Genomic DNA, 14,388 nt, shown 5'->3' on the forward strand with positions numbered 1-14,388 from the left:
GAGGTTGGGAGGGCCGTGCCATGTCCGAAGGTGACGAAAGAATCGACGGATCGGGCGGAGGGCCGGGAGTCTCCCGGCGGTCGCTGCTGACCGGCGGTGCCGCCGCCGCGGTGTTGGCCGGGACGGCCGTCGCCATGCCCGGGGTGAGCGTGCCGTCGGCGCGTGCGGTGCCGCCCGCGGCGGGTCGGCGACGCTCGGTGGCGGTGTTCGGCGGCGGCATGGCAGGACTCGCGGCCGCCCACGAACTGATCGAACGCGGCTTCGCGGTCACCGTGTACGAGCCGGCCTACCTCGGTGGCAAGGCCCGCAGTCTCGACGTTCCCGGAACCGCGGCGGGCGGGCGTAAACCGCTTCCCGGCGAACACGGCTTCCGCTTCTTCCCCGGCTGCTATCAGCACGTCACCGAGTCGATGCAACGCATTCCGGTGCCGGGCGGCAACGTCAAGGACCGGCACCTGATCAACGTCGAGACCGCGATCGTCGCCTTCGACGAATCCGGGTACGCGCCGACCGTCGCGCCCGCATCGATCATGGGATCGATCACCCACGCGGGTTCGCTTGCGACACTAGAGAATCTACGCAACGCGCTGACCACCGGACTCAAGTTCGTCGTCGACATCCCGCCACAGGAGTTGGCGTACTTCGTGAACCGCGAACTGATCATCGCCACCAGCAGTGACGAACGCAAGGTGGGCCAGTGGGAGAAACAGTCCTGGGTCCAGTTCGTCAAGGCCGACGGCAAGTCGCCGGCCTACCGCAAGTATCTCGCCGGCGCCCTCACCCGCGCCCTGGTGGCCGCGAAATCCGGCACCGCGTCGGCCCGCACGATCGGCCAGATCGGTTGGGCGCTGGCCGTTTCCGCGACCGGTCTGATCGGCCAGTACGACGCGGGACTCGTCCACGGTGGTGTCGACCGAATCCTCAACGGCCCCACCAATCATGTGTGGATCGATCCGTGGGTCGCGTATCTCCGAGGACGCGGCGTGCGCTTCGAGATGGGTGAGGGCGCCGCGGCATTCGACGTCTCGGGCGGACAGATCGCCGGGGCGCGCACCTCCCGGGGCCGGACGGTGACCGCCGACTGGTACGTCGCGGCCATGCCGATCGACCGGCTCCGACCCCTGCTGACCCCGCAGATCCTCGGTGCCGCACCGGAACTCGGTGGGATTCGTCATCTCGAGGACGACTGGATGGTCGGCATCCAGTACTTCCTGTCCCGCAGGTCGGACCTGCCGCCCGGACACATCGCCTCCCTCGGCACACCCTGGGCGCTCACCGGGTTGTTCCAGGCCGGTCCGTGGAACGTCGACTTCGCCCGGACCTACGGCGACGGCCGCGTGCACGACTGCCTGTCCATCGACATCTCCGATTGGGAGACACCGGGAATCCTGTTCGGCAAGAAGGCAAAACAGTGCACCAGGGACGAGATCGCGAAGGAGGTGTGGGCGCAGATGGCGCGCGCGATGAACTCCGGTTCGCGGCGCATCCTGCGCAGCGAGGACATCGTCACCTGGTCACTCGATCCCGGGATCACCTGGTCACCGACCATCGCCAACGCCACACCACTGATGGTCAACACGGCCGGTTCGCTGCAGCACCGTCCCACCGCAGCCACCTCCATTCCCAACCTGTTCATCGGCGGTGATCATGTGCGCACCAACATCGACCTGGCGACGATGGAGGGGGCCAACGAGGCGGGACGGCGCGCGGCGAATGCGATCCTCGACGCCGCCGACAGCCCGGCCCGCCCCGCTCCGGTGTTCCCGCTGTGGGACCTGCCGATCCTCGACCCGATCAAGGCCGCCGACCGGGACCGCTACCGTGCGGGTCTGCCCCACATTCTCGACTTCTGACGTCTCGGCACCCCGATGGCGGAACCCGGCTCGTAGACTGGCCCGGTGACGATGCGCCCGAGCAGTGCGCTCACCCCGAACAGTGTGCTCACCCCGATGGAGGCACCCCGGCAGCGGCGCAGCGACGAGACCCGCACCCTGATCCTCGACGCGGCACTGCGTGTTCTGGTGGCGCGCGGCTATGCCCACACCAGCACCGTGGCCATCCAGTCCGAGGCGGGCGTGAGCCGCGGCCGGATGCTGCATCATTTCCCGTCCAAGGACGCCCTGCTGACCGCGTCGGTCGGGCATCTCGCGCGGACCCGGATCGCCGAACTGCCCGCACAGATCGACTGGCCCGAGGATCCGGTCGAGCGGATCTCGGCGGCCACCGACCTCGGGTGGTCGACCTTCCATCAGCCGTACTTCGTGGCGTCGATGGAGTTGTGGGTGGCCGCACGCACCAACGAGTCGCTGCGCACGGTCCTGCTGCCGGCCGAGCGGGAGATCGGCCGCACCGTGGCCGCCGTCGTCGCCGACTTCCTCGGCCCCACCCTGACCTCGGCGCCACGCTATCCGGAGCTCTATCCGATCCTGTTCTCCAGCATGAGGGGAGCGGCCACCACCTACCTCATCGACCGGCGCGATCCCACCACAGATCCGCACCTCGCGCTCTGGAAGCGGATGCAGCAGGACTATCTGATCACCGGATGAGTACTGCGCGGCCGGTGTCGCCCGCCCCTTGCGTAGGCTTTCGGCCATGGCTCTCGATCCCACGGTTCCCGCTGTCGCTGTCGGCCTCGTCGGCGGGTACGCCGCCGCCCGCTACACCGGTCGCCGCGAACTGGGCGGCGTGGTTCTCGCGGCCGTCGGCGCGTACTGCACCAACGAATGGCGCTCCCGCGGGCCGGCCGTCGCCGCCGGACTGCTCGGCACCTATCTCGTGGCATTCGGGGCGTCGCACCCGCTGGCCAAGAAGATCGGTGCCTGGCCGTCGGTGTTCACCGTGACCGCCGCGACGAGCGCGGCCACCCTTGCGGTGACCAGCGCGGTTCCCGCCTCCCGCTGACCCCGACCGCGGACAGCCACCGCCTCGCCGGGTTTCTGCCACAATCGGCGGGGTGGGTGTATCCGACTCCGGCCGGCGCGGCCGGCCGCATGTGGTCATCATCGGAGCGGGTTTCGGCGGCATGAACGCCGCCCGGCGTCTGCGCCGAGCCGACGTCTGGGTCACGGTGATCGACCGCGGCACCAGCCATCTGTTCCAGCCGCTGCTCTATCAATGCGCGACCGGACTGCTGTCGGAGGGCTCCATCAGCAGCCCGATCCGGCATCTGCTGCGCCGGCAACGCAACGCCGAGGTGTTCTGCGCCGAGGCGACCGCGGTGGACCCGGCGGCGCGCACCGTCACCGTCACCCGGATGGATTCGACCGTCACCGAGGTCACCTACGACTACCTGGTGGTGGCGGCCGGGATGCGGACGTCGTATCACGGCAACGAGGATCTCATCGAGCACGCCATCGGGATGAAGACGCTCGACGACGCCCTGGCCATCCGCCGACGCATCATGGCCGCCTTCGAGATGGCCGAATCCCTGCCCGACGCCGAGCAGCGTCGTCCGTGGCTGAGTTTCGCCGTCGCCGGCGGTGGTCCGACTGGTGTCGAATTGGCCGGGCAGATACGGGAATTGGCGCACGTCGCACTCGAGAGCGAGTTCCGCAGCATCGACCCCGACGAGGCCCGGGTGATGCTGTTCCACGGCGGTGATCGGGTCCTGCCCTCGTTCAGTCCGACGTTGTCGGCGAAGGCGCAGCGCACCCTCGACCGCCTGGGTGTGGAGACGCACCTCGGCGTGCACGTCACCGGTGTGGATGCCGATTCCGTCGAGATCACCGAGAAGGCCACGAAGAAGGTGTGCCGATATGACGCGCGCACCACACTGTGGACCACCGGCGTGGAGGCCGTCCCATTCGCCGGGGCGCTGGCCGACGCGCTCGGCGTCACCACCGACCGGGGCGGCACCATCCCGGTGGGCGACGACCTGTCGGTGCCGGGGCATCCGGAGGTCTTCGTCGTCGGCGACATGAGTTCGTACCAGAAGTTGCCCGGGGTCGCCGAGGTCGCCATGCAGGGCGGGCGGCATGCGGGTGCGGTGATCGCCGGAGTGGTGGCCGGCGACACCGACCGGCCACCCTTCAAGTACCGCGACTTCGGCACCGCCGCATACATTTCCCGCAAGAATGCGATCCTGCAGACCGGGCCGCTGAAGCTGTCCGGGAGCATCGGCTGGTTGGCGTGGGGCGCGATCCACATCGCCTTCCTCGCCGGTGTTCGCAACCGCACCGGAACCGTCGTGACGTGGGCGGCCACCCTGCTCACCGACACCCGACGCGAACGTGCGATCACCTACGGGGATCCGAAGACCGCCCGAAAGTCGTTCTGAGCAGACCGACCTCGCCGTAGGGTGGGCCCATGAACGGCCGCACGCTGGCAACCTCCGCCCTCGATGGATTCCGCCGCGCCCGCATCGCGTGGCTCCGATTTCGTGGCACGACGCCCGACGACGTCGCGCAGGCGCGGGTCGCGTCCGGGCAGGCGTGGGAGGAGTTCTGTGACACGCTGAAATCGGCCGGCGCGTCGATCATGTACCCGGGCACGCCGACCGATCCGCTGACCCAGGCCGAGGGCTACCGCTACCTGTCGCGGCTCACCCGTGCCGGACTCGAGGCCTTCGTCGAGTACGCCGACCCGCGAGCCCCGGTGCTGCGCCGGATGATTCACGAGACCGCCAAGATGGGCTCGGACAATCCCGACAACCACTACCAGAACGCCACCATCGACGGCACGCTCAGCTACCGGATCTCCGGCACCCGTGGCACCGTCGACTACCTCGGCTTCGGCACCCAGGAGGGCAACTACGGACAGGGTGGCCAGATGCCGACCACCGGATACGTGGAGGCCTCGGATCTGGCCATCGGCGCCGACGGTCGGTTCGAGCTGATCGTGAGTGCCGTTGAGCACGAGGGCAATTGGTTGCCGATGACGGAGGCGTCCGGGTTGCTGATCGTGCGGCAGACCTTCGCCGACCGCAACACCGAGACGCCCGCGGACCTGCGCATCGACCTGATCGACGACGCCGCCGAAGGCACCGACGCGAGCCCGCCGGCACCGGCACCGCTGACGGCCGCGCAGCTCGACGCCGGGCTGGGCAAGGCGAGTCTGCTGGTGGCCGGTGCGTCGATGCTGTTCGCCAAGTGGGCACACGACTTCGCCAAGCACACCAACGAACTGCCGATGTTCGACCCGGATCGTTCCACCAAGGCCGGTGGCGATCCGAACATCATCTACTACCACAGCTATTGGCGGCTCGGACCCGACGAGGCGCTGGTCATCGACGCCGAGATCCCCGACTGCGAGGCGTGGAACTTCCAACTCGACAACCACTGGCTGGAGTCGTTGGATTACCGGTACTCCACGATCCACGTCAACAAGCACACCGCCGGCTACCGTCCGGACGGCAGTGTGCGCGTCGTCGTCGCCCACACCGATCCTGGGGTGCCCAATTGGATTCACACCACCGGACATTCGAGTGGCGGCATGACGTTCCGATGGATTCGGGCGACCGATCATCCCCAGCCGCGCACCCGCGTCGTGCCGGTCTCGCAGGTGAGAGATCTTCCGTGACCGACGGTTTCGTTCCCCTACAGCGTTGGCCGATCACCGCACTCAACGCCCTCGGGCGGCGCCTGACCGACCGCGGGCACGGTCCGGACCTGTCGGCGGATGCGTTGCGCGCGCGGGCATCCCGGGCCACCGGACTACCCTGGCGGGCCGATCCGCTCACCGAAGAGGCCCTCGAGGTGCTGACCCGATCGATCCTCGACGAGGCCGACCTCTCCTCCTTCGGTGCGCTGGTGATCCGGGCGCGTCTGACCGGTCTGCTCGCCACCCGACTGCGGGTGGCCGAACTGATCACGGGCCGGCCGGAGATCGCCGATGAACCGATCACCCCGCCGATCGTCATCGCCGGACTCCAACGCAGCGGAACAACCATGCTGCACAGGCTGATCGGATCGGACTCCCGGATACGCGCGGTGCAGTCGTGGGAGGTCGTGCACCTGTTGCCGCACCGATCCGAACGCCCCGGCCGTCGTCCGTGGATGCGGATCGCACAGACGAAGGCGGCCGAGTGGTCGCTGCGCTACCTCAATCCGCAGTTCTTCGCGATCCACGCGGTGGAGGCCGACGGTCCCGAGGAAGACGTTCTGCTGCAAGAATATTCACTGATGTCGCAGGTGCCCGAGGCGATGCTGAACGTGCCGTCGTACGCCCGCTGGCTCGCCGATCAGGATCCGCGACCGTCCTACGACTACCTCAAGCTGTTGCTGCAGGTACTGGCCCAGCAGGATCGGCGAGGTCACTGGGTCCTCAAGACGCCGGCTCATCTCGAACATCTCGACACCCTGCTCGACGTCTTTCCCGATGCTGTCATCGTCGGCACCCATCGGGATCCGGTTCGCACGACGGCATCCTTCTCCAGCATGCTCGCCCACGGACATTCGATGTTCTCCGATCATGTTGACGCACAAGCGGTTGCGCGGCACTGGCTACGACGCAACGTCGACATGGCGCAACGGTCCCTCGCCGTGCGGGAACGTCACCCGGACCGATTCGTCGACGTCTACTACGACGACCTCATCGACGACCCGATGACACAGGTCGAGCGCATCTACGCCGCGGCGGGCATCGACCTCGGCGCCGACACCCGGGCCGAGATGACGCGGCACCGCGAGTCACACCGCCAGCACTCCCACGGCGTGCACCGGTACTCCCTCGCGGAGTTCGGCCTCACCGACGACGAGGTCGCCGACGCCTACGCCCACTACCTCGAGGTCATCTTCGGGGACCGGTGAACCTCAGTCGGTGGGCTCGGTGACAGGCGCGGGAGCGGGCGGCGCGGACTTCTTGGCGGTGGTCTTCTTGGCGGCAGTCTTCGTCGCGGTGGTCTTCGTCGCTGGGGTCTTCTTGGCCGCAGTCTTTCGCGCCGGGGTTTTCTTGGCCGCTGCCTTTGCCGCAGTGGTCTTCTTCGCGGGGGCTTTCCGCGCCGGGGACTTCGTGGCAGGTGCCTTCTTCGCCGGTGCCTTTGTCGCCGCAGCCTTCGTGGCGGCGGTCGTGCGGGTCGCAGCCGGTGTCGCGGGCTCGGTCCCGAGGACGTCGGCCACGTCGTCGGCCGCCGGCTCGGTGGTCACCCGCTCGACGATCATCTGCTCGACGATGACCGGCTGGGCCGCGACGAGCGCGGGTTGCGGCGCGGCGGGGGAGGCGCTGACGGCCTTGGCGGTCACCGCGACACCGAGGCCGAGGGCCACCGCAACCGGCCACTCGATGGCCCCGGTCGCGGCCAGCGCACCGAGCACCCCGTAGAACGCCAACTGTTTGGGTTGCGGCACCGCGACCTTGCCGACCAGCGGCAGATTGATCGAGAAGCGACGTGCGTCACGCACCATCTTGGAGACGTCGTTGTGGGTCGCGACGAGGTGACGAACATCGTCGAGGACCGAAGTCCCTTCTTCCGGTTTGCCCCTATCCGTTTCCGTAGGACTTGGGGTAGGCTCACCTGTCATGACGGAGATCACTCGCTCTCTCGGGCCCGATGCCCTGGTCGACTCCGGCGTTCGTCTGCTCACTCCTGCTCTCGAGCACGTCTACGCCGTCCTCGTCCGTGTCGGTGTGCTGAGCATCGACGAGTAGTTTAGGAAGTTCCTCTGCCAGCCGGTCCATGACGCCCGGCATTGTCTTGGCAATGGCAGCGGCCGCGAAGGCCGCAGCGAATGCCTCGCCCCACCCGATGGGTCCCACCGGAGTACAGCCGAACACCTGACTGACGCCCGGGATGCTGATGATTCCCGCCATCACCGCGAAGGTGCCGACGTTCGTCGCGACGACCAACGGCCCGTGCGAATCGCCCAGGGTCTCCATCATCTGGGTCAGCACCAATCCCACCAATCCGATGGTGGCCGCCCGTTCGGGTGTGCCCGTGAGGCGCCCCAGCGTCCAGGCGAGCGTCGCGCCGGTGGTGGTGAAGACGCCACGGACCGCCACCGCACGCCAGATGGTGGCCTCATCGTGACGCCCGGCCACGTCGGGCTCGTTCTGCGGGCTCATCGCCAATGCCGCGGCCGGCAGCGCGTCGGTGAGCATGTTCACCAGCAGCATCTGACGGGCGTTCAGAGCGGGCGATCCGGTCAGCACCGTCGTGATGAGACCGAAGCTGACCTCACCGACGTTGTGCCCGAGTAGGACCGACACCGCCGACTGCACACGCCGCCACAGCTGCTCACCCTCGTCGAGGGCGTCGATGATGGCGCCGATGTCGCCGTCGAGGAGCATCACGTCGGCGGCCATCCGGGCCGGGTCGCTGCCCTTCGACGCCACCCCGATTCCGACCGATGCGGCGCGGATGGCGGCGGCGTCGTTGGCCCCGTCGCCGACCATGCCGGTGATCAGGCCGGCCGATTCCAGTGCCGCGACCACCTGCACCTTGTGTTCGGGTGACATCCGCGCGAAGACCTGGTGGGTGCGGGCGGCCTCGACGCGCGCCGACGCGTCGAGCACGTCCCAGTCCGCCCCGGTCATCACGTGGCCGTCGTCGACGTCGAGACCGAGTTCGCCGGCGACGACCCGCGCGGTCACCGGATGATCACCGGTGATCAGCCGGACTCCGATGTTCCGGGCCTGCAGGTCGGTGAGCAGTTCGCGGGCGCCCTCGCGGGGCGTGTCGCTGAGACCGATCGTGCCGATCAGCCGCAGCTCCGAGGAGCACAGCTCGGCCAGGACGGCGGGATCGGCGGCTGCGGTGGCCTGGGCCGCGGTCAGGGTGCGTTCGGCGACGGTGAGCACGCGTAAACCCTGCAGTGCCATGTCGGCGACGGTGTCGTGCAGGATGTCGCGGTCGGCCGGGTCGAGTGCGCTCACCAGCGCCTCGGGTGCGCCCTTGACCATGAGGCGGCGGCCGATCACGGCGGCCGCGAGTGGTCGGTCGGATTGGAAGGGCAGGAATCCGTCGAGGGTCGCCAACCCGATCCCGGCCTCGGTGGCTGCGCGGTGGATCGCCGCGTCGGTGGCGTGCTCCACCTTGCCTGCGCGGTTGACCAGCATGGTGGCCCCGGCCACCTCGAGGACGTCACGTTCGGTGGCGCCGTCGAGGGCACGCACCGACGTCACCCGCAGACGGTTCTCGCTCAGCGTGCCGGTCTTGTCGAAGCAGACCACGTCCAGCCGGGCGAACGCCTCGATGGCGCGCGGGTTGCGTATGAGCACCGACGACCCGGTGAGCCGTCGCGCCGATGCGGACTGCGCCAGGGTGACGACGAGCGGGAGGCCCTCGGGAACAGCGGCCACACCCACCGAGACGGTGCCGGAGGCGGCCTCGTGGACGGGGGTGCCACGCAACAGACTGAGGGCACCGACCAGGGCTCCGCCGGCCAGGCTCCACGGCAGGGCGCGTTTGGTGATCTCGCCGAGTTGGGCGGCCAGTCCGACGGACTTGGACTGGGCGGGGGAGAGCGCCAACGCGCGGTCGACCTGTGTCGCCCCGTCGGCGGCGGTCACCACCGCGTGGGCCTTGCCGGCCACCATGGTGGTGCCGGCGAACAGCATTCCGGTCCGCTCGGCCAGCGGTGCTCCCGGGGTGTCGGCGGTGTTCTTGGCCACCGGCAGGGACTCGCCGGTCAGCGCCGATTCGTCGACCTCGACGGCGTCGGCGTCGATGATGCGGGCGTCGGCCGGGACCACCTCACCGGAACGGACCTCGATCAGGTCGCCGGGCCGCAGACGTCCGGCGCGCACCTCGTCGTAGTCCGCGGCGCCGAGTGCACCGGCGTATTCGGTCGACGTCAGGCGCCGGGCGAGGGGTTCCTGGACGGCCAGCATCGACCGCAGGAGGCGCTCGGCATGCAGCGATTGCTGGGCCGAGATCGCGGTGTTCAGCAGCAACACGCCCGACACCATCACCGCGTCGAGCGGTGAGCCGAGCAGCGCGCTGGCGGCCGCGCCGGTGGTCAGGATCGGGGTGATCGGATCGGCGAGATCGTCGCGCATCGTGTCGGTGAAGTCGCCCACCCGTCGCCATGCGCCGCTGATCGTGGTCCAGGGAATCCGGATCGGTGGTGACGAGGTGACCCGGTTGGTCAGGCTGGTGTCGATCGGCTCGGGGGCCGGCATCGGCAACAGCGCGCGCACCTCGTCGATCGGCATCGCATGCCAGTCATGCCCCGAATCCGGTTGCGGCAGTTGCTCGTCGAAGACCTCACGGCCCACCGAGAATCCGGACCAGAACGCGTACATCGCCGAGACATTGGCCGAATCGGGCCCGTACCCGGGAACACTGGGGATCAGCATGAGCGTGCCGAGCAGCGACGCGCCCGTGGACAACGCCTTTCCGTGTTGCGCAGCCTCACGGGCCGCGGGCAGGGCGTGCAGCACGCGCCAGGCCGCGCCCAGGTCGGGGACCAGGATGTCGGCCGACCAGCTCGGTGAGTCCACCCGGTCCATCAGGCCGACCGAGAGGTGAGCGGCGTGCGCCGCGTCGTCGGCACCCCGGCAGATGAGTGCGACGCGCGCGCCGTCGGCGCGTAACCGTTCCACCGCGTCGAACAGATCCTGATCGGGGTCCTTGCCGTCGGGTAGGAGTTCGTCGAATCCCTGTCGCAGCGAATGCAATCCGTCATTGGCGAAGGTGATCACGCGAACCTCGGCCCGGCGTGCCTCCATCAACAGCGCCGAGGCCATCGGCTGCCGGATCGGGCTGATGAGCGCCGACGCATCGGGCGCGTCGTCGACGTGGTGCGCCAACGGATTCCAGCCGGGCTCGAGGATGCCCTCGTCGAAGGCCTTGGTGGCGGCCTTCCAGACGCGGGAACGGTCGTCGTGATCGACCCCGGTGATCTGGGTGACGGCGAGTTCGTCGGTGAACAGCACCCGCGGGTCGACCACGAGGGTGTCGATGTCCTCGAGGCGACGCAGGACGCGCGGGTTCATCACCAGGGCGCCGTGGCGAAGGTGCAGCCCCCGCGACAGGGCGGCGGCGAACGACTCGCGCACGGCCCGTGCGGCTTTCGGGGCGGAGACCAGGGTGGCGTCGGCGGCGGTGCGCAGTCCGTCGGCGAGGGCGAGGATCCCGGAGCCACCCAGGCCGACATTCATCGAGATCTCATCGAACCGGGACCCGTGGCGTGTGTGCCGACCCGCCGGGCCCGCCCGCAGCGGTGCCACCACATCGACCTTGCGTGCCTGGCCGGCGAGAACGGTGGCATGTTGCGCCCAGGCGCGGCGCGCGTTGAATGCCTCGGCGCTCTGCACCGCGCGGGCGGTCGTGGTGACCAGGACGGACATCGGGGCCGCGGTGACGATGCCGGTCACCGATTGGAATGACGAGAGGAGCAGGTCCGCGCCCTCGGCGCCGAGGCGATCCTCGACCATGCCGCGCAGGCGGGGGTGATTGTTGAGCAGGGTTGCCGGGACGGCGGCGACATCGGAGACCACCGGCAGCGGCAGGAAGCGGTACACGGCCGCCGAGACGAGCGCGGTGCCCGCGACACCCAACCCGATCAGATCGGCCGCGATGACATTGTCGTCGCCCGGCAGCGGAGCCAAGGCGGGGGGTGTGGCCTCGCGTGGGGCCCGGCGTTCGGCGTCGGCGATCACCGCCGCCAGGTCCGCAGCCGACGGCCCGCCCGCGGCGACGGTGACCATCACCCGCGACAGCGGCCCGTTGACGTGGACGTCGGTGACGCCGGGGGTGGCGTCGAGTGCGATGGCGACGGCCTCGGCGAGGGCGTCGAAATCGGTGTCGAGGCCGCGGACCTCGATCCAATGCACGTCACCGTTGCTGGTGATCCGGCGTGCGGGGGTGCCCCCGAAGGCCTCGGCGATCATCCCCGCGGATGCGGACGCCGTGGTCTGCGCCATCGAGGTGACGTCGGCAGCGATCGAGGACAGCGTTGCCCGGGTGGTGTCCTCGGCCCAGCGTCCGGCTCGCACCGCCGACTCACCGCCGACGAGGGCGGCACCGACAGCGATCTGAACCGCCTTGACCGGAACGGAAAAAAGCGACATTGCGCGGCCTCCAATCCGCATTCAACTTTACCCAAGTCACCTCGTATCCCCGGGCCGGCCCGAGGGACTGTGGTGCCAACCGGGGCCGGGGTCGTCGACCGCGGATGTGGCCGGAGCGCTACAGCCAGTCGCGCCGTCGGAAACCCACGTAGAGCGCGACGACCACGACGAGGATCACCAGCGTGCTCACCAGGAAACCGGTGAATGTCTGGAACAACGGGAAATCCAGATTCTGGCCGTAATACCCGGTGATGGCCGTCGGCACCGCCACGATCCCGGCCCACGCGGTGAGCTTCTTCATCACCGTGTTCAGACGCGCGTCGGCCAGCGACAGATTGGTCTCGAAGATGGTGGTCACCATGTCACGCAACGACTCCGTCCACTCCGCGGCGCGCAAGGCGTGGTCATAGAGGTCGGAGAAGTGCGGATCGAGTTCCGGTGGGGCCTGATTCTCGAATCGTCGACGTTGAATGCCGGCGATCACCTCACGCATCGGCACCACCACGCGCCGCAGCAGGACGAGATCCTTGCGCAGATCGAAGGTCCGTCGTTGCAGATCGTGGGAACGCATCGTGTCGTCGAACAGGGACTCCTCGAGGTCCTCGATGTCGGAGTCGAGTCGCTGCACCGCGTCGAAATGGCCGTCGACGACGACGTCGAGCAGGCCGTGCAGCAACGCGCCGATCCCGTATTGCTCACCGCCGACCTCCTCCCACCGGGTGGCCACCTGGCCCATGTCGAAGCCCGGTGAGAGCCGGACGGTGATCAGCGCATTCTCCTTGAGGAAGATCGAAATCCGTTGCAGGGTGAACGTTTTGGCGCGCCACGCGAAGGGGGAGTGGTGGTCGGGGGAGCCGGCGACCGCGTCACGCGGCGGCGGTACCGTGCCCGGCTCGCGTTCGGAGATCGCGTAGACGGTCATGAAGGTGTAGTTGCGGTAGTTGACGGTCTTGACGCGTTCGGCGGCGGCGATGGTGTCCTCGATGGCGAACTTGTTGAGGTCGAGTTCGTCGGCGAGTGCGGTCAGCGTCTCGTGTGAGGGGCAGTCCAGGTCGGCCCAGATGAGGGTGTTCTCGCAGCGGAGGTGCTCGGAGATGCTCGCCAGATCGAAGCCGTCGACCTTGTGTCCGTCGCGCCAGATCTGACCGCGGATGACCTCGTGGTGGCCGGAGTCCGGCGTGGCCGACATGGTGTCATCGTGCCATCTCCCCGGTACCTCATCTCCCACGGCTGTGGTGGCCGAGCGTTTCGCCCCTGGCAGGATCGGGCGCATGGCCTCGCGTGTCCCCTCGCTCACCGGTGTGCGTACCGTGGCCGCGGTGTCGGTCGTGGTGACCCATGCGGCGTTCTGGACCGGTAACTACACCGACGACGTGGTGGGACGGCTGTTCGCGCGGTTCGAGGTCGGGGTGGCGATCTTCTTCGTGCTGTCCGGATTCCTGCTGTTCTCCCCGTGGGTGCGCGCCGCGCGCTCGTCGACGGCGACACCGGCCGTCGGGCGATACTTCTGGCATCGGGCACGACGCATCCTGCCCGCGTACTGGATCACCGTCATCGGCGTGTATCTGATCTACGCCCTCGCGCCACCGGCCGGTGAGCCGTCGCTGACCGGTGCCGGCTGGTCGGGGTTCCTGCGCAACATGACGCTGACGCAGGTCTACGGTCTCGGGTACCTGCATTCGGGGCTCACCCAGATGTGGAGTCTGGCCGCCGAGGTCGTCTACTACCTGGTGCTGCCGCTGATCGGCTGGGTGCTGGTGGTCGGCGTCGGATGGCTGACCGGGGCGCCCGGCCGGTGGCGGCCCGATCTGCTGCTGGCCGGTCTGTCGGCGCTGCTGCTGGTCAGTCCGGTCTGGATCGTCATCGTCGCCGGCAGCACCGGGCTGAGTCCGACGGCGCGGCTGTGGGCGCCGTCGTTCTTCGGATGGTTCGTGGCGGGAATGATCCTCGCGGTGTGCGCGCCGATGATCCGGCGGTCCCACGCCACCGGCTGGGTGCTCGCGGCGGTGGTGGCCTTCGTGGTGTCGGCGGGCGAGATCGCCGGTGAACCGACCATCACGCCGACCACCGCGTCGGCGACGATCGTCAAACACGTGCTGTATCTGATCGTCGCGGTCGGCCTGATAGTGCCGTTGACCTGCGCCGATCAGCGGTCCTGGTGGGCGCGGGTGTGTGCGAGCCGGCCGATGGTGTTCCTCGGCGAGATCTCCTACGAACTGTTCTGCGTGCACGTCATCGTGCTCGAGGTGGTGATGGCGGTGCTGGGGTACCGGGTGTTCACCGGGAATCTGGTGATCGCGTTGCTGATCACCGTGGTGATCAGCACGCTGCTCGCCTGGGTGTTGCATCGGGTGACCCGGCCGCTGTGGCGGGCGCGAACGCCCGGTTCCGTCGCAACCCGCCGGTAGCATGGATGCATACGGTCGCCGCCGTTTCTCA

10 protein-coding genes and 1 pseudogene are annotated in these 14,388 nt (G+C 68.8%); 8 read left to right on the top strand and 3 right to left on the bottom strand.

Annotated features, from left to right (window positions below):
* Positions 1–20: 20 nt before the first annotated feature.
* From ABLE92_RS18600 to ABLE92_RS18625, 6 genes are read left to right on the top strand one after another with little or no spacing between them, the layout of a single operon-like run.
* Positions 21–1,853, top strand: a complete 1,833-nt coding sequence (locus tag ABLE92_RS18600; protein WP_348806254.1) for a hydroxysqualene dehydroxylase — start codon at positions 21–23, stop codon at positions 1,851–1,853.
* Between the two features lie 51 nt (positions 1,854–1,904).
* Positions 1,905–2,546, top strand: a complete 642-nt coding sequence (locus ABLE92_RS18605) for a TetR/AcrR family transcriptional regulator (protein ID WP_348806334.1) — start codon at positions 1,905–1,907, stop codon at positions 2,544–2,546.
* A gap of 46 nt (positions 2,547–2,592) precedes the next feature.
* The gene (locus ABLE92_RS18610) at positions 2,593–2,901 is read left to right on the top strand and encodes a hypothetical protein (RefSeq protein ID WP_348806255.1); all 309 of its coding nucleotides are present in this window, start codon (positions 2,593–2,595) and stop codon (positions 2,899–2,901) included.
* A 52-nt stretch (positions 2,902–2,953) separates the two neighbouring features.
* A complete protein-coding gene (locus ABLE92_RS18615; protein WP_348806256.1) occupies positions 2,954–4,276 on the top strand; it encodes an NAD(P)/FAD-dependent oxidoreductase in 1,323 nt (440 codons plus the stop codon).
* Between the two features lie 29 nt (positions 4,277–4,305).
* Entirely contained in the window at positions 4,306–5,517 is a 1,212-nt protein-coding gene (locus tag ABLE92_RS18620) for a hypothetical protein (protein WP_348806257.1), read from the top strand.
* The gene (locus tag ABLE92_RS18625; RefSeq protein ID WP_348806258.1) at positions 5,514–6,746 is read left to right on the top strand and encodes a sulfotransferase family protein; all 1,233 of its coding nucleotides are present in this window, start codon (positions 5,514–5,516) and stop codon (positions 6,744–6,746) included. The genes ABLE92_RS18620 and ABLE92_RS18625 overlap by 4 nt, the downstream gene beginning before the upstream one ends.
* A 3-nt stretch (positions 6,747–6,749) precedes the next feature.
* On the opposite strand, the gene ABLE92_RS18630 is transcribed toward ABLE92_RS18625, so the two are convergent.
* Positions 6,750–7,340 carry a hypothetical protein gene (locus ABLE92_RS18630; RefSeq protein WP_348806259.1) on the bottom strand — a complete coding sequence of 197 codons (591 nt, stop codon included), beginning with the start codon at positions 7,338–7,340 and terminating at the stop codon, positions 6,750–6,752.
* A 115-nt stretch (positions 7,341–7,455) separates the two neighbouring features.
* Here ABLE92_RS18630 and ABLE92_RS26220 point away from each other — a divergent pair, with 115 nt between their 5' ends.
* Positions 7,456–7,584: an Rv1535 domain-containing protein gene (locus ABLE92_RS26220; RefSeq protein ID WP_425476195.1), complete on the top strand. Its 129-nt coding sequence runs from the start codon at positions 7,456–7,458 to the stop codon at positions 7,582–7,584.
* Positions 7,585–7,695: 111 nt separating this feature from the next.
* Here the strand turns inward: ABLE92_RS26220 and ABLE92_RS18635 are convergent.
* Together ABLE92_RS18635 and ABLE92_RS18640 are read right to left on the bottom strand one after the other, a co-directional pair.
* A pseudogene (locus ABLE92_RS18635) lies at positions 7,696–11,970 on the bottom strand (cation-translocating P-type ATPase); the annotation flags it as partial.
* 97 nt (positions 11,971–12,067) lie between these two features.
* Entirely contained in the window at positions 12,068–13,138 is a 1,071-nt protein-coding gene (locus tag ABLE92_RS18640) for a magnesium transporter CorA family protein (RefSeq protein ID WP_348806261.1), read from the bottom strand.
* Between the two features lie 82 nt (positions 13,139–13,220).
* On the opposite strand from ABLE92_RS18640, the gene ABLE92_RS18645 reads away from it, so the two are divergent.
* On the top strand, positions 13,221–14,357 hold the full coding sequence (locus ABLE92_RS18645; RefSeq protein WP_348806262.1) for an acyltransferase family protein: 1,137 nt from the start codon (positions 13,221–13,223) through the stop codon (positions 14,355–14,357).
* Positions 14,358–14,388: the final 31 nt, after the last annotated feature.

This window comes from Gordonia oleivorans, assembly GCF_040044975.1.
Lineage (GTDB): Bacteria > Actinomycetota > Actinomycetes > Mycobacteriales > Mycobacteriaceae > Gordonia > Gordonia oleivorans.